The 15,410-nt window shown below is 63.8% G+C and carries 11 protein-coding genes; 6 read left to right on the top strand and 5 right to left on the bottom strand.

The window, feature by feature from the left end; translation table 11 throughout:
* Positions 1-54: 54 nt before the first annotated feature.
* The 4 genes from NRG74_RS04485 (at position 55) to NRG74_RS04500 (ending at position 7,644) form a co-directional block, all read left to right on the top strand.
* The gene (locus tag NRG74_RS04485; RefSeq protein ID WP_017641385.1) at positions 55-423 is read left to right on the top strand and encodes a response regulator transcription factor; all 369 of its coding nucleotides are present in this window, start codon (positions 55-57) and stop codon (positions 421-423) included.
* A complete protein-coding gene (locus NRG74_RS04490; RefSeq protein WP_257705818.1) occupies positions 423-5,894 on the top strand; it encodes a trifunctional serine/threonine-protein kinase/ATP-binding protein/sensor histidine kinase in 5,472 nt (1,823 codons plus the stop codon). The genes NRG74_RS04485 and NRG74_RS04490 overlap by 1 nt, the downstream gene beginning before the upstream one ends.
* Before the next feature lie 84 nt (positions 5,895-5,978).
* Positions 5,979-6,557 (top strand): AraC family transcriptional regulator, encoded by a 579-nt coding sequence (locus tag NRG74_RS04495; RefSeq protein ID WP_017641383.1) that lies wholly within the window; start codon positions 5,979-5,981, stop codon positions 6,555-6,557.
* A gap of 649 nt (positions 6,558-7,206) precedes the next feature.
* Positions 7,207-7,644: a hypothetical protein gene (locus NRG74_RS04500; protein WP_257705819.1), complete on the top strand. Its 438-nt coding sequence runs from the start codon at positions 7,207-7,209 to the stop codon at positions 7,642-7,644.
* A gap of 274 nt (positions 7,645-7,918) precedes the next feature.
* Here NRG74_RS04500 and NRG74_RS04505 read toward each other — a convergent pair whose 3' ends face one another.
* The 4 genes from NRG74_RS04505 to NRG74_RS04520 form a co-directional block, all read right to left on the bottom strand.
* Positions 7,919-8,236 carry a hypothetical protein gene (locus NRG74_RS04505; protein WP_093252168.1) on the bottom strand — a complete coding sequence of 106 codons (318 nt, stop codon included), beginning with the start codon at positions 8,234-8,236 and terminating at the stop codon, positions 7,919-7,921.
* Positions 8,237-8,550: 314 nt separating this feature from the next.
* A complete protein-coding gene (locus NRG74_RS04510) occupies positions 8,551-9,042 on the bottom strand; it encodes a DUF4126 domain-containing protein (protein WP_160922723.1) in 492 nt (163 codons plus the stop codon).
* 111 nt (positions 9,043-9,153) lie between these two features.
* The gene (locus tag NRG74_RS04515) at positions 9,154-9,885 is read right to left on the bottom strand and encodes a TrmH family RNA methyltransferase (protein WP_257705820.1); all 732 of its coding nucleotides are present in this window, start codon (positions 9,883-9,885) and stop codon (positions 9,154-9,156) included.
* Positions 9,885-11,534 (bottom strand): NAD(P)/FAD-dependent oxidoreductase, encoded by a 1,650-nt coding sequence (locus NRG74_RS04520; protein ID WP_184287349.1) that lies wholly within the window; start codon positions 11,532-11,534, stop codon positions 9,885-9,887. The genes NRG74_RS04515 and NRG74_RS04520 overlap by 1 nt, the downstream gene beginning before the upstream one ends.
* Positions 11,535-11,779: 245 nt before the next feature.
* Here NRG74_RS04520 and rlmE point away from each other — a divergent pair, with 245 nt between their 5' ends.
* Both rlmE and NRG74_RS04530 read left to right on the top strand, forming a co-directional pair.
* Entirely contained in the window at positions 11,780-12,400 is a 621-nt protein-coding gene (gene rlmE, locus NRG74_RS04525; protein WP_017641377.1) for a 23S rRNA (uridine(2552)-2'-O)-methyltransferase RlmE, read from the top strand.
* Between the two features lie 361 nt (positions 12,401-12,761).
* The gene (locus NRG74_RS04530) at positions 12,762-13,133 is read left to right on the top strand and encodes a hypothetical protein (protein WP_093252156.1); all 372 of its coding nucleotides are present in this window, start codon (positions 12,762-12,764) and stop codon (positions 13,131-13,133) included.
* A gap of 139 nt (positions 13,134-13,272) precedes the next feature.
* Here the strand turns inward: NRG74_RS04530 and NRG74_RS04535 are convergent, their stop codons facing one another.
* Positions 13,273-14,931 carry a methyl-accepting chemotaxis protein gene (locus tag NRG74_RS04535; RefSeq protein ID WP_257705821.1) on the bottom strand — a complete coding sequence of 553 codons (1,659 nt, stop codon included), beginning with the start codon at positions 14,929-14,931 and terminating at the stop codon, positions 13,273-13,275.
* Positions 14,932-15,410: the final 479 nt, after the last annotated feature.

Genomic DNA, 15,410 nt, shown 5'->3' on the forward strand with positions numbered 1-15,410 from the left:
GCACTGGATTCGGCGCACCGTTCGGCACTTCGTATCCTCCGCTCAAGGCTGCCCATGGACGCCGTCTGTGTCGTTGATGATGAACTATCCGTCCGCAAGGCGGTGGTGAATCTGCTCAAGTCGGAAGGCTATCAGGCGGTGTCCTTCCCGTCGGGAGAAAGCCTGCTGAATTCCGAATGGAAGGCGCGGGCCTCCTGCCTGCTCATGGATCTGAACATGCCAGGTCTGTCAGGCCGGGAGACCTATGGGCAGCTGTGCATCGCGGGCTACCGCATTCCCATCGTCTACATGTCGGCCGAGGCCGAGGGGGTGGATGTCGAAGCGGTGCGCCTGGATACCAGCGTCCAGTTCCTCGCCAAGCCCTTTACCGCGGAAGCGCTGCTCGCCACGCTGGCTCGGGCCACGGCGCCCTGGGAGTCCTGATGGCAGGAGGACTCGATCGGCCCTGGTGTGATCGCCTGGATTTCAGCGATGAATGGCCGAGCAAGGCGACCTGGATCGCGATCGACGAGGTGGACGGTCTGCACCGCTGGCGTACCTATGACGAGCGTACCCAACGACCCTGGTTGTTGATCACTTCGGCCTCCGCCCAGGTCAACGATCCACGACTGGATCGCGAATATGCGCTGACGCCGCGCCTGGCCGCGGCCTGGGCGGTACTGCCACGCGCCTTGCTCAATACCGCCAATGGACCGGTGCTGGTCCTGGACGATGCGGACGGCGTACCGCTGTCCGCCCTGAGGGCCGTCGATCTACCCATCGATCGCTTCTTCCGGCTGGCCATCGCCGCGACTGCCGCGCTGAACGACGTACACCAGGCGGGTATCCTGCATCGGGACCTCCAACCCGGGAATCTCCTCTGCGGTGCCGGGGATTCGGTGCGTATCACCGGTTTCGCCTATGCCGCCGAGACCGAACGCGTGCCAGGCGCGGGAAGCGACATCGGCTCGTCGAACCTGGCGTATCTGGCACCCGAACTCGCCAACTGCGGACAGGCGGCGGCCACGGTCCGCAGCGATCTCTACGCCCTGGGTATCACGCTGTTCGAACTTGCCACAGGTGACCGACCCTTCGAAGCGGTCGATGCGCCCAGCTGGCTGCACACTCACCTGGCGGTCGAACCACCCTCGGTGACGTCGCGGCGAAGTGACCTGCCCAGCTGTCTGGATCCGCTCATCGCTCGCCTGCTATCCAAGCAGCCGGGTTTACGCTACGCCTCGGCACTGGAGCTCGAGGCCGAACTCCGGCGCTGCCATGCCGATTGGCAGGAGGCCAGTCGCCCGAGTCGGGACGCCTCTGACGTATCGATACAGGTGGCGGAGGCGTCCCCACGCGTCTTGATCGGCAGGACGCAGGACCTTGGGCTACTGCAGGATGCCCTGGATGACCTGCTGGCGGAGCAGGGGGGGCTCATGCTCGTGAGTGGCGAAGCCGGGCTGGGTAAGACGGCGCTGGTGACCGAATTCTTCGCGAATGCGCCCGGACGACAGCTGTATGCGATGGGCAAGGGCAGGGCGCTGGGACATGCCAGCCCCTATGGTTTGCTCGCCAATGCGCTCTCCTCGCTATGCAAGTCGCTGTGCGACGATTCACGCCAGAGCGGCGAATACTGGGCGTCGCGACTCAGGGTGGCGATCGGTGAATTCGGCAGCGCCGTCACGCGGCTGGTGCCGGAACTGGAGCAACTCGTAGGACCTGCGCGCCTCAGCGTGACGCCCAACATGAGCGAGGCACGCCGTCACCTGCATGGCACCCTGCAGCAGCTGCTGCAGGCCGTAGCCACGCCCGATCATCCCCTGGTGCTGTTTCTGGATGATGTGCACCGGGCCGATGCCGAGTCCCTGACATTCCTGCGCGAACTCGAGCCCGGGCAATTTCGGCACCTGTTGCTGGTGGTCGCCTATCGAGCCAGTGCCTTGCGTCCCGAGGCGGCCGCGGCGGCCTTCCTGGCGCATTGCCGTTCACTGAGGTGCCGGGTCAAGGAGGTGCCGCTGGCACCGCTGGACGACCAGGCGCTGACCGAGCTCCTGGTGCAGGAGACCTTCCTCACCGACGCCGAACGGGCGTTCCTGAAGGCGAAGATCGGGCAGGACGGCAGCGTGAATCCGCTGTACTTCCGCCAGGCCGTGGCCGCGTTTCGCGAAAATGCCATGGGCGCCGACATCCCTTCCGGTGGCATGTCCTCGCTGGTGGACCTGCGCGTCGAAAAGCTGCCGATGCGTACGCGCGAGCTGATGGAAAAGCTCGCGCTGCTGGGCAATGAAACCGCCGTGGCGGAGTTGGCGCTGATTGCGGAGCTGGATCCGGCATCTGTCATTCGCTGGCTCAAGCCGGCGTTCGTGGCGGGCCTGATCGTCGAGCACCGCGCCGGATTGTCGTTCGTCCACGATTCCATCTGGGAAGCACTGGCAGCACGGCTGGCACCCGGTGCCCGGCAGGCGATGCATCAGGACTTCGCCCTGCGCCTTACCGCCGCGGTGGCCTCCGGCGACCAGCCCAGCCTGGTCCACCGTGCGGCGTCCCATGTGCTCGAGGTGCCTGCCGATGCCTTTCCCGCGGAACAGACGGCGGCCCTGGTAGCCCTGCTGGTGGACGGCGCGCAACAAGCGCGTGGCCTGGTGGCACCAGCGGTCGCCCTGGATTATCTGCACTATGCCGAGCGACTGAATCCCGCGCTCGCCGTCGGCGATGAGGAGCCGGCCTCCCAGGTCAGGGTCCTCTACGGACAATGCCTCATCCTAAATGCGTCCTACGAGGTGGCCAAGGACTACATCGACACGCAGCTGCAGGCAACTCGCCGCGCCGACCATCGCGCCGAATTGTACCGGCTGCGCTGCGAGATATTTTCGCTGCAGGGGGACTACCGGGGGGCGCTCCAAACCCTGGCGCAGGGCCTCGCCCACCTGGCGCCTGACATCGACCTGCTACTGTCGGATCATGCTGCCGAAGCCTTGGGCCGGAGCGTCGCCGAATCGCTCGGTACCGACCCGGCAGCTGCCTTCGGTCAGCTGGCGCCCTTGACGGACGAGCGCATCAGGGCGAGCGTCGACCTGCTGCGCGCAGCCATCGTCCCAGGTGCCTTCGTCGAACCCAACCTGATGTGGGTGGCCGCCAGCCAGATCCTCCGGCTGACGCTCGCGCATGGACTCAGTGTCGCCGGCGTCGAGGGGCTTGCCTGGTTTGGCGTGGCGACAGCCCATCATCTGGGACGGCACGGCGATGCCTTCCGCTACGCCGAAGTCGCCTCCGAACTCAGTGCCGAGCCGCGCTTCACCAAGGCGCGCGGCGCGGCCCTGATCGCACTCGAGCGGGTGAGCGTCTGGACCAGACCATTGCCCTATTCGGTGGAGTGTGCCGAGTCCGCCTACCGGTTTCTGGTGTCAAAAGGCAGTCCTAGCTTCGCCTGCTATGCGAACAACCACATCATTTCCGACCTGATCGTGCTGGGTGCGCCGATCGAACGCATGCTCCGGCAGATCGATACCGGTCTGCAGTACGCGCGGCACCTCGAATTCACCGATGCCCAGAGCATCCTTTTCATCCAGGCGCTCTACATTCGCCGGCTGGCCGGTGACATCGGCAAGTCCATCCCCATTCCCGATCATGCGGAGCTTGCGCAGCGCGTCGCCCGCTCGCAGATGGGTGAGCTGCACTTCCTCTGGGAGCTGTTCGAGGGGTTGTATCTGTTTCTGGACGGCAACCTTAGTCGAGCGGCGGGGCATCTGGATCGGGCCTGGGCGCTGGCTTGGGCAGCCCCTGTGCACGTCCATCTGGTAGATCTGGCGTTGTTCACGGTGCTCACCCGCGCCGCTCTACAGACCCAAACCGGCACCACCGAGGATTTCAGTCGCCCGCTCCAGTGCCTGAGATCCGCAGCGGAGCTGAACCCGCGCTATTTCGGCGACCGCCTGGCGCTGGCCGAAGCCGAGATCCAGCGCATCGAAGGTAATCATCTGCAGGCCCTGCTGCACTACGAGGACGCGATCGACAAGGCCACCGCCTGCGGGGCGATCCACATCCAGGGGCTGGGCCACGAGCTGGAAAGTCGCTGCCTGGCCCTGGTCAGCATGCATTACGGGGCTCGGGTACACCTGCGACTGGGACGTGACGCCTGGTGCCGGTGGGGCGCCAAGCGCCTGGCCGAACGCCTTGAGTTGACCCATCCCGACTTGCGGGAAGCGCCCGCCTTGGCGCCCAGCCTCGCGCTTCCGGGCAAGCATGAACTCGACGTTCTCGCCATCACCAGGGCCTGCCAGGCGCTCTCGCGGGAGATCGAGCCGGAAGCCCTGATCAAGACGCTGTTGGCCAACGCGACCACCCATGCCGGCGCGACCTTCACCGCGCTGTTGCTAGGCGCCGAGGATGACCTGGAGGTCGAGGCCATCGGCGTCGCCCAGGCCAGTGGCGTGGAGGTAAGGCTTCGAGGCGAGCTGCCCCGTGACCTGCCAATACCTCGTTGCCTGGTCCGGCATGTGCTCGAACATCGCGAGCCGCTCGCCATCAATGGCACCGAAGCCCTGCGCCGTTTCACCCAGGACCCGCACCTGTTGGAGCTCGAACGCGGCTCGGTGGGCTGCATTCCCCTGCTCAAGCAGAACGGGGTCATCGGCGTGCTCTATCTGGAGAACGCCCTCATTCCAGGTATCTTCGAGCCGGCGCGCGTGGACGTCCTGGAGCTGATCGCTGCCCAGGCTGCCATTTCGCTGAGCAACGCCCAGCTCTACAGTGACCTCAGCGCCGAGAACGAGCGGCGGCGAGCCAGCGAAAGCACCTTGCGGCGGATGCAGGCCCTGCTGGCGCTGGGCCAGGCGGTGAGTCGCTATGCAACCTTCTCCTGGAAGCCCCAGGCATCCGCCTCGCTGTGGTCGCGCCAGCTGCTCGATCAGCTTGGCTTGCCTGCCCCGGGTGATGCCGGCTACCTGCACGACGCGGCGCTGCTGGTCCATCCGGACGATCGAGAAACGTTCGGCGAGCAGTTGCGCCAGGGGGTCCACAGCCATGATGCCTTTCGTCTCAAGTTCCGGACGGTGGCACTCGACGGCAATCACCATTTCCTGGAACTGGCCGGGGAGCCGGACGACACGGGCAATGGCTTCATCGGCGTACTGCTGGATATCACCGAACGCAGCCAGACCGACATCGCGCTACGTGCCGCCCGCGGTGAACTGGAGCGGACCTCCCAGGCGAGCGTGCTGGGCGAGCTGGCAGCATCCATCGCCCACGAGATCAATCAGCCGCTGGCTTCCATCCTGTCCAATGCCGGTGCGAGCGTGCGTTGGCTGGATCGGGCGGTCCCCGCAGTGGAAGATGCCCTGGAGGGGATTCGCGATATTCTGTCCGAGGGTCAGCGAGCGGCGGACATCGTCAATGCCATGCGCTCCCTGGCGCGCCAGGCGCCTCCGCAGCGCCAGCCGATCGCGGTAGATGGCGTCATCAATCGGGTGCTGTCCGTCACCCGGGCCGATATTCAGGACCAGAACGTGGGGCTGGTCATCGACATTGCCCCTCATGCCTATGCTCTGGGCGATGCTACTCAGATCCAGCAGGTGGTGCGCAACCTGATCATTAATGCGGTCGAGGCGATGCAGGATCTGCCGCCTTTGCGGCGACGGCTGTACATTTCAGCCCGTCCGGTGCGTGAAGACATCCTGGTGATCGTGCAGGATAGCGGGCCTGGCGTTGCGCCCGGCTGCGAAGATCGCGTTTTTCAGGCGTTCTACACCGACAAGCCCACCGGGATGGGAATGGGCCTGGCCATCTGCTGGTCAATCATCAGTGCCCACGGTGGCTCGCTGCGCTGTACCCGCGGTCGGCGCGGGGAAAGTCTGTTTTTCTTCACGCTGCCGCGCATGGGGGAGGGGATCGCCCAACTTCCTGCAGCCGCGCTTAAATGACCTTTAAGAACGTTTCACATCGGCTAAAGGGCAGCGCCGCGCGATGTCCGGCACGCTCTCTCCATCAGTTTCAGGAGAGATCTCATGCCCAGCTCTTACTTGCCTCACGCCCGCGCCCTGGACGCCGAGACCTACCAACTGGTCGACTTGCTCAAGGACGCCCTGGAGAATGCCTGCGCAGTGGAGACGCGGCGCCTGCTGGAAGCCGGGCGAGAGCTGTGCGGTCACCTCTTGCAGCACTACGCGCGGCCTGAAGGTGAACCACAGGCACGTATCGCGCTGGCACCCTGGCAGGAACGAAAGGCGAAGGAGCTACTGGGCAAGGACCAGGGCGACAGCAGCCGGCTGATGGTCGCGGAAGTCGCGAAAAGCTGCTCGCTCTCGCGTAGTCACTTCTCCCGCGCCTTTAAGAAAGCCACGGGCGTATCCCCTCAGGAGTGGGCCCTGGCCTGCCGAATCGACAAGGCCAAGGGTCTGCTGGTGGAGACAGATCTTTCCGTTGCCTACGTGGCTCTGGAATGCGGCTTTTCCGACCAGTCCCACTTCTGTCGGACCTTCGCAAGGCTTGCCGGTCATACCCCGCGCCGTTGGCGATCCATGCGGCAGGACGTGATGCACGACGCAAGTGATATCCCTGCGGATACTATCCGTACGGCTAGTTGATGTTATTGGTGCAAGTGGAAAGCATGCAGGGACGGCACCGGGCAGCGGCCACGCCGGGTGCGCACTCCGGGCGACAGACGACCCGGCCGTTCTGCCATGCGGCGTCATGACTACAGCGCTTTCCGACAGGTTCCAGGCACTACGGCACCCTGCTGCCGAAAGGTCTCGCCGACGCTGCGCAGTTCGCTTCAGCCTATCTGCAGGGCGATTTGTTCGAGTCGCGGAGACGAGTCACGAGGTAGTTCGATGGCCAATGGCGTTCGACGCCGCGCTGCGAACGGCGTGGGCGAATAGCCGACCGCTCCAGCAGAGCGGTCAAAGCGGTGGTTGGCTGGGACGGACGCGCTTCGCATCCAGGCTCAGGTCGAGCCGATGGAGAGCGGGTAATGACCCCGATCCCGCCCCCGTTGTGTCTGATCCGCGGTACCTGCATGCAACATGGCGTCGCAACGCGGGATCGCTGGCCCTGCACATTGTCCGGGCCGCGGTTTTCCGGTGCTTTCCAGGCGTGTTCTCGAGGTGGCAGGCACCTGTCGGTGCAAAGGGGACAGGGAGTCTTTCCCGTGCGCAGCAGGTCCGAAAGAAGAACATTCGACCCACTGTCTCTATACCCGTCCCAGCTTCCTCTTTCATAACCAGGAGCTTGTCCATGGAATCGGTAGGCAAAGACTACATCGCTGGCGTTCAGATGCTTGCATCGTTCGGAAAGGACCTCAGGCGGGCCAAGGCGCATACGGCCAGGTATTTCGACATCATGGCCGATCTTGCGGGCGGTGAAGACGTCGCTGAAGTCTGGACGCACATTCAGGCGACTGAAGATCGTTTCAAGGCCGTTGTGCTTGGCCGATTCTTCGAAATCATTACTCACCCGCTTTCCCACGACGACGAGGGAAAGATTGCCTGCATTGTCTTGATCCGAAACGCGGTCACCAACGAACCTATCGAGCTTTATCGTTTCATGATCACGAGGGCCGGGGAGGCACAAACCGAGAAGGGAGAAGAGTTGATCAGTCATCGATCAGAAGCCGGCCTCGAGATGCTTTTGGTGCAGATCAGCCTCGCTGTGCTGCATTCGCGTCCCAGTTGAATTACCAAAACATGATAATCACCGCAGCTAGTCGCTAGTCGCTCACCGGCGGCACCTCGACGAAGAGCACGATCCTGACTAGCCAGACGAGCTGCCGCCAGACAGTACGAAGCTCTGAAGATGGACAGATGCTCGCTCTCGAAAGTCTAGGGACCCTACCGGACTGATGTACGCAGCGGTAAGGGCGCCAACAATGTCACGTCAGCGGCGGCCATGGAGGCTGCTGAGGAACATTGGAGATCTGTCTTGGGAGAACATGTATCTGCCTTATCCATCACGGCTGATGGGTAAGCGTTCTTTCAACGTCGGTAAGCGTCTGGTTCATGGCATCGGCATCCGGCCGGCTGATCGTTCCGTCGCGAGCCTGTAGATGCCCCGCACGTGTCTGCACCTGGCCTACGGCCATTTGCAAACGTGCTGCCTGTTGCTTGGACACCTGGTGACCCTTGACGGCAAGGTTTATCCGCTCACTCAACGAGGCTGCCCGGTGCTGGAGGTAGTCGCTATCCGTTTCCAGCGCCTGCTGGCCGAAGGCGGGGCTGCTAAGCAGAATCGCGGGTGCTAGGAGTAGCGGTAGCAACAGATGGCGCATGGCGATTTTCTCGTGGTGAAAGAGGTGTCTTACCATGCCGTGCCGGCACCCTCATAGGTGGCACTCGACAGCCTTGCTCACCCCTTGGACGACAGGCAAAAAAAGCCCCGCTCTCTGGCAGGGCTGAAGTCAATGAGGGTTGGAGCACTCATGCCAACTCTGATCGCGATGTCTAATAGGAGTTCCGGTAGGAGTTCCGGCGGGGTTCTGGACGCTTCATGCCCGGCGATGTTCGCACTCGCTCATGTTGAGGTAGATAGGGCGTGCGCGGCCTGCCGGGCAGCGTGAAGGGCGAGCGGCGTGCGACTTCTGTCCTAGCGATCCTGCAGGGCTCGACGCAACCCGGCGTTGCCCAGCGACACGGCCAAGCAGTCCTCGGCCAGGCCAAGACCCGCATTGACCCAGGCATTGGTGCCGTAGCGCTTGCGTAGATCGATCGCCACCTTGGCGGCAAGACAGGCGGCGCTGGAGCCGATCAATGCGGGCAGCAGTATCGGTTGTCGCCGCGCACCTGCGAGCGCTGCCGCACTGATGCCGCCGGATAGGGCACGGACCAGCAGCGATGGCGCAATGGTGCGATCCGGGGCGAAGGGCATCTTGTCGCCCAACAGCTCACCGGCGGCCAGGGGCATCACGTAGCGCCGTACCTGGCGCGACGCTAGGGTACGTGCAGGTTCGCCCGCGCCCTCTATGTCCGCACGCTCGGCCAGCGCCTGGCTGACCATGGTCGGCGCCAGCATGCTGCGCATGCCTGTCACCACGCCAATAGCCAAGGCGCCCCACAAGAGGTTGCTGGTTGTCGTCATCGTCGATTCTCCCGGTGGTCGTTCCCATACGGACCGGGTGCGCGCGGGACTGTTCAGCTCGATGGAGCCGCAAATCGCGCGCGCTTTCGTAATCCAAAATGAACGATGCCGCTACCGACTCAACTCATAGACGCACATGTTCACCGTCGCCGCCAGATTCAGCGATTCGATGGCGCCCGCGCCGCCGATGGTGAAGGGCTGGGCATTCAGGGCCGCGAGGTGCTCGCGGGGAACGCCGCGGGCCTCGTTGCCGAACAGGTAGCAATCGAAGGCCTTGAACTGGGCTGACTGCACCGGCGTGCCTTGCATATCGAGGCAGGCAAGGCGCGGGAAGCGCTCCTGCAGGCCGTCGAGTGCGACATCCAGCTCCAGCGGCGTGTGGAAGATGGCGCCCATGCTGGCGCGGACCACCTTGGGATTGTAGGGGTCGACGCTGCCAGGGCTGAGCAGGCAGCGAAAGCCGCCGAACCAGGCCAGGGTGCGCAGGATGGTGCCCAGGTTGCCCGGGTCCTGGATCTCGTGCAGATAGACCGCGCGCTCGCCCTCGACGGCTGCCGGTGCGACCGTCAGGGCGGCGGGCATCGGCACCACCGCCAGGATCCCTTGCGGGGTCTTGGTGTCGGCCAGCTGCGCCATCTGCCGGTCACTGATCAGGTGCGTCCGGAACGGACTCTGCCAGTGCTCATAGGCAGTCGTCACATAGAGCTCGGCGCGCTGCAGCGGGGAATTTTGTAGCGCGGCCTTTTGCAGCTCCAGCACCAGGTGCTCGCCCTCCACCAGGAAGTGGCCGAATTCGGCGCGGTACTTCTTCTGGTGGAGCTTCTTGAGGTCGTCGAGCTTCATCAGCCAGCGGCCCGGACCAGCGGGACGTCCTGCTCGTCGCCTTGCGACAGCATGGATCTGGCCAGGGCCTCGGCCACCTTGATGCCATCCACGCCTGCGGACAGGATACCGCCTGCGTAGCCAGCGCCTTCCCCGGCCGGGTAGAGGCCGCGCAGATTCAGACTCTGCAGGCTGTCGTTGTCGCGGGTGATACGCACCGGCGAGGAAGTACGGGTCTCGATGCCCGTGAGGATGGCGTCAGGGCGATCGAAGCCGCGGATCTGCTTGCCGAAGGCGGGCAGCGCCTCGCGGATGGCCTCGATGGCATAGGCCGGCAGCGACGGCGCCAGATCTCCCAGGCGCACGCCCGGCTTGTAGGAGGGTTCCACCTCGCCGAATGCGGTGGAGGGCACGCCGCGAATGAAGTCGCCGACCAGCTGGCCGGGCGCGGAATAGTCGCTGCCGCCCAGTTCGTAGGCGCGGGATTCCAGGCGCTCCTGCAACTCGACGCCGGCCAGCGGATCGCCGGGGAAGTCCTGTTCGGGATTGATCCCCACCACGATGCCGGAGTTGGCATTACGTTCGTTGCGCGAATACTGGCTCATGCCGTTGGTGACCACGCGGCCCGGCTCGGAGGTGGCGGCCACCACGGTGCCGCCGGGGCACATGCAGAAGCTGTACACGGCGCGGCCATTCTTGGCGTGATGCACCACTTTGTAGTCGGCGGCGCCCAGCTCGGGGTGGCCGGCGTATTTACCCAGGCGGGCCTCGTCGATCATGCCCTGGGGATGTTCGATGCGGAAACCGATGGCGAAGGGCTTGGCCTCGATGAACACACCCTGGCGATGCAGCATGCGGAAGGTGTCGCGGGAGCTGTGGCCCAGGGCGAGGACCACGTGGCGGCTGTGCAGGGTCTCGCCATTGGCCAGCACCACGCCTTCGAGCTGACCGTCGTTGATCACCAGATCGGTCACCTTGGTTTCGAAGCGGACTTCGCCGCCGAGGGCGATGATTTCCTCGCGCATGGCTGCCACGACGCCGGTCAGGCGGAAGGTGCCGATATGCGGTTTGCTGACGTAGAGGATCTCCTCCGGCGCGCCAGCGCGAACGAATTCGTGCATCACCTTGCGGGCGTAGAACTTCGGATCCTTGATCTGGCTGTAGAGCTTGCCGTCGGAAAACAGGCCGGCGCCGCCTTCACCGAATTGCACGTTGGATTCGGGCGTCAACACCTTCTTGCGCCACAGCGCCCAGGTGTCCTTGGTGCGGCTGCGCACCTCCTTGCCGCGCTCCAGCACGATGGGCTTGAAGCCCATCTGGGCCAGCAGCAGGGCAGCGAACAGGCCGCACGGGCCGAAACCCACCACCAGCGGGCGCTCGGTCAGATTCGCCGGCGCCTGGCCGACCGGGTAGTAGCCGGTGTCCGGTGCGGGCCGTACGTGCAGGTCATTGGCGAAGCGCGCCAGCACCGTCGCCTCGTCGCGCACTTCCAGGTCGATGATATAGATGAACAGGATGACGCTGTTCTTCTTGCGCGCATCGTAGCTGCGCTTGAACACGGTGAAATTCAGGAGATCGGCGTCGCGCAGGTTCAGGCGGCCGAGGATGGCTTGGCGCAGTTCGGCGGGGGTGTGATCAAGCGGCAGCGACAGTTCGTTGATGCGAATCATGACAATAATCCTGGCCGGTGACTCCGGCAAAGGAAGGGACGAGAAGGGGTGGGGCGGCGATTGTACCCGGCGGCCCCGGCGCTGTCAGGCTGGGACGATGGGCGCGCCTCTGGGCGGTCTGGCGGTCACCCGGGCGATCCCTGATTCGTCCCGGGGCGTTATCGGCTTATAATCGCCGCCACTTCGCGGCCGGCCAGACCTGGCGTGCGTCCGCTTCTCACCCGCTTTCCCGTGGTAGCTCCAACATGAAAAGATCCAAAAGCAGCCGTCGCTGGCTGGATGAACACGTCAACGATCCCTTCGTCAAACGCGCTCAGAAAGACGGCCTGCGCTCGCGCTCCAGCTACAAGCTGATCGAGCTCAACGAAAAGGACAAGCTGATCCGCCCGGGCATGCTGGTCATGGACCTGGGCTCGGCTCCGGGTGGCTGGTCGCAGGTGGCCGGGGGCATCGTCGGCGAAAAGGGCCGCGTGGTGGCCACCGACATCCTGCCGATGGGAGCCCTCGACAACGTCGACTTCGTCCAGGGCGACTTCACCGACGATGCTGTCTTCCAAAAGATCCTCGGCGTGCTCGATGGCCGGCAGCCCGATCTGATCGTCTCCGACATCGCGCCCAACATCAGCGGCGTCGCGGCGGCCGACCAAGCGGCGGCGATGTACCTGGTGGAGCTGACCCTCGACATGGTGCGCCAGGTGCTCAAGCCGGGCGGCAACTATGTGGTCAAGGTGTTCCAGGGCGAAGGCTCCGATGTCTTTCTGAAGGACGTACGCACCTCCTTCGAGAAGGTGTCGATCCGCAAGCCCGAAGCCTCGCGTCCCCGCTCGCGTGAGGTCTATCTGGTGGGCAAGGGTTTCAAGGGCTAGGGCCGCTCCAGCATCAGGCGCGGGCCTGTCGATGGCCCGCTGAGATGCCTGCCCGCCACGCGGTGGAGTCCACGGCGAAAGCCTGGTTGATCATTAATTCCTACCGCGACTTGTCGAGGTCTGCACAGGATCCTGAGACAGGTACGGCGCATCGTCGTGTCCTTCGTCAAGACGTTCCTTAGCCCTGTGGGCCGGGAAACTGCGTGGCCAGGATCTGATTCGCCTATCTATCCATATCTGGCAACTGTGAAGGGATGTTTCCGTCGGGAGTTAATTCCTGAACGACTGCTAGGGTTCTCTATGATCCGCGCCCATACCGGTGTTGCCGCGATCTTTTGCCGAAAAGCAGGGAGCTGGATAGATGGATGGGTATGTGTTCGAGACGGCCAGAAGATTGCTCACGGATATCTACGGCGCCTTGTACGAAATGGAAAACGGGCAGGGCTTTCGCTGTGTAAAGGCCGAACGCGGCCAGCTCTTCCTGTACCGGCCCGCTGCGGGTCTGGCGGAGGGCAATCTGGGCGAGATTGCCTTCGACGTCGAATCCCATGCCAGAAGGGCGGGTCGAGGGATCGTTGAAACCAGACACTTCTTCAAGCAGCTGAAAGCCGACAGCGGCCATGCCACCGAATGTGACAGCCGCTATGACTGGCCACGGGTCGGTTTCTCCGAAAAGGCGGAGGTCAGACTGATAGCGCTGCGACTGCAGGAGTTTCTCGGCCTACGCAGCTGAGGTTTTGTAGGCGTACCCGTTGTTTCGCCGATCCCTGCAGTGCAGGGATGATAGGGCAGGCTTGACAGCTCCCGTGAAGCGTCCTGCAGCTGAAGATGCTCACCCAGGGGTGAACACCTTCGCCAGGGTCGGCTCGCTATCAGGCAGGCTCCTCGAAAAGCGCATAGCCAGTGGGTACGCGACCTTGGGTCGTGTGCCGGGAGCTGTCGACCCGCGCTGCGGCTCGCTTGGCCAGGCCCGGTTCCGACCCCTTGGTAGCGGGGTGCGCCAAGCGTTGCGTGGACGAGGCGCCGTTCAGGACGAAGAACTCCATCAGTTGCTGCAACTGCTCGGCCTGGCTGCTCATCTCTTCGGCGGTGGCGGCCAGTTCCTCGGAGGCCGAGGCGTTCTGCTGGGTCACCTGGCTCAGTTGCAGCATGGCGCTGTTGATCTGGTCGACGCCAGCGCTCTGTTCTTCCGAAGCGGCGGTGATCTCCTGCACCAGGTCGGAGGTCTTGCTGATGGAGGGCACCATGTCGTCCAGCAGCGAGCCGGCGCGTTCGGCCAGGGCCACGCTGCCCTGGGCGACATTACTGATCTCCTGGGCCGCCACCTGGCTACGTTCCGCCAGCTTGCGCACCTCGGAGGCCACCACCGCGAAGCCCTTGCCATGCTCACCGGCGCGCGCCGCTTCGATGGCCGCGTTGAGTGCCAGCAGATTGGTCTGGTAGGCGATGTCGTCGATGATGCCGATCTTGGCGGCGATGGTCTTCATGGCCACCAGGGTGTCTCTCACGGCCTGACCGCCTTCGTTCGCCTCGCGGTTGGCCTTGCCGGCCATGCCGTCGGTTACCTTGGCGTTCTCGGTGTTCTGGGCGATGGAGGCCGACATCTGCTCGACGCTGGCGCTGGTCTCCTCGACCGAGGCGGCCTGCTCGGTGCTGGCCTGGCTGATGCTCTGGGCGGTGGCGGAGATCTCTTCCGAGGCGCTGGCCAGGCCATCGGAGGCACTGCGGACGTCACTGATGATCTGCCCCAGGCGCTGGTTCATGCCGCCCATGGCGCGGAGCAGGGCCGCGGTCTCGTCACGGCCCTCGGCCTCGATGCGCTGGGTGAGGTCGCCGGCGGCCAGGCGATCGGCGATCGCGACCGCGGCGCGCAGGGGGCGGGTGATACTGCGGCTCATCAGGAAACCGAGCAGGATGCCAAAGGCCACACCCACCGCGATGAGGCCGATCAGCATGACTCGACTGCGGGCATAGATCTGGTCGGTGAGATCGTTGGCGTCGCTGGCGTTCTGCTCCTTGCGCTTGGACAGCTCGGTCATCAACACGCCGACCTGATCGCCATAACGGCGGACGCTGGCCAGTTGGTTGTCCAGCTCCGGGTCGGCGTCACGCAGCGCCCTGGTGCCCGCGATCGTCATCGCCTGGTCCAGCTGCGAGGTGTAGCTGCCGAGCAATTCGTCGATCTGCCGGAAGTTGGTCGCCGAGGCCTCGCTGCTGAACAGCGGTCGGGCCTTGGCGAGGTTGTCTCTGACGTTGGCGAGGCCCAGCTTGACCTCCGCCTGGGCGCGACGGCGGTCTTCATCACTGGTCGCCAGCAGGTAGTTGCTGCGTGCGCGACCGATGAAAACGAGATTCAGGTTGGCCTCCTTGATGTACGAAAGCCCGAGCAATTCGTTTTGATAAAGCTGGGTCGCCAGATCGTTGATCTGGCTGCTGTTGCTCAGACCCGCCAATCCCACCAGCAGGCTGATGGACGCCACGGCGATGAAGGACACGATGAGGCGAGTGCCAATGCGGAAATTCTTGAACATCTGAAAGCTCCTGCGAAGAAGCTAGCGTGCGACGCTAGCGAGGACCAATGACGGGTTAATGACGTCAATGATCAGTCTTTCGGATGGACAGATATTAAATTTATAGTGGCCTAGTGCCGTGGTGACGATTAACTGGAACTTAGCGGAATAAGGCTAAGTTGCTCCAGTAAAGGTTTTTGCGATGCGTATTTGAATGCCTGGGTACGTGATAAACCCTCTCTAGCGATTCTTCGAATGACTGGTGAAGTGTCTGTTACGGCAGGATCCAGGCGTTCTGCGGTAGCTAGGGTGATGGCGAGTCGATCAGCATCCATTCTTCGTCATTCCATTCGTACGGAGCGGATGCGGTATTTGAGAAAGTGTCGCTACTTATTCTTGATCAGAAGTATTGCCGCTCGCGGACCGGCTCCTCGTCTTGATGGTAAGGGAGTAAGCGTGGTATCGGAGGCCTGTATCAACCATCCGCGAAGACCTCAGGG

The sequence above is a fragment of the Pseudomonas oryzihabitans genome, from assembly GCF_024652905.1.
Taxonomy (GTDB): Bacteria; Pseudomonadota; Gammaproteobacteria; order Pseudomonadales; family Pseudomonadaceae; genus Chryseomonas; species Chryseomonas benzopyrenica.

Coding starts and splice junctions, on each gene's coding strand:
- NRG74_RS04485 (WP_017641385.1), top strand. CDS start 55: ATGGACGCCGTCTGTGTCGTTGATGATGAACTATCCGTCCGCAAGGCG.
- NRG74_RS04490 (WP_257705818.1), top strand. CDS start 423: ATGGCAGGAGGACTCGATCGGCCCTGGTGTGATCGCCTGGATTTCAGC.
- NRG74_RS04495 (WP_017641383.1), top strand. CDS start 5,979: ATGCCCAGCTCTTACTTGCCTCACGCCCGCGCCCTGGACGCCGAGACC.
- NRG74_RS04500 (WP_257705819.1), top strand. CDS start 7,207: ATGGAATCGGTAGGCAAAGACTACATCGCTGGCGTTCAGATGCTTGCA.
- NRG74_RS04505 (WP_093252168.1), bottom strand. CDS start 8,236: ATGCGCCATCTGTTGCTACCGCTACTCCTAGCACCCGCGATTCTGCTT.
- NRG74_RS04510 (WP_160922723.1), bottom strand. CDS start 9,042: ATGACGACAACCAGCAACCTCTTGTGGGGCGCCTTGGCTATTGGCGTG.
- NRG74_RS04515 (WP_257705820.1), bottom strand. CDS start 9,885: ATGAAGCTCGACGACCTCAAGAAGCTCCACCAGAAGAAGTACCGCGCC.
- NRG74_RS04520 (WP_184287349.1), bottom strand. CDS start 11,534: ATGATTCGCATCAACGAACTGTCGCTGCCGCTTGATCACACCCCCGCC.
- rlmE (WP_017641377.1), top strand. CDS start 11,780: ATGAAAAGATCCAAAAGCAGCCGTCGCTGGCTGGATGAACACGTCAAC.
- NRG74_RS04530 (WP_093252156.1), top strand. CDS start 12,762: ATGGATGGGTATGTGTTCGAGACGGCCAGAAGATTGCTCACGGATATC.
- NRG74_RS04535 (WP_257705821.1), bottom strand. CDS start 14,931: ATGTTCAAGAATTTCCGCATTGGCACTCGCCTCATCGTGTCCTTCATC.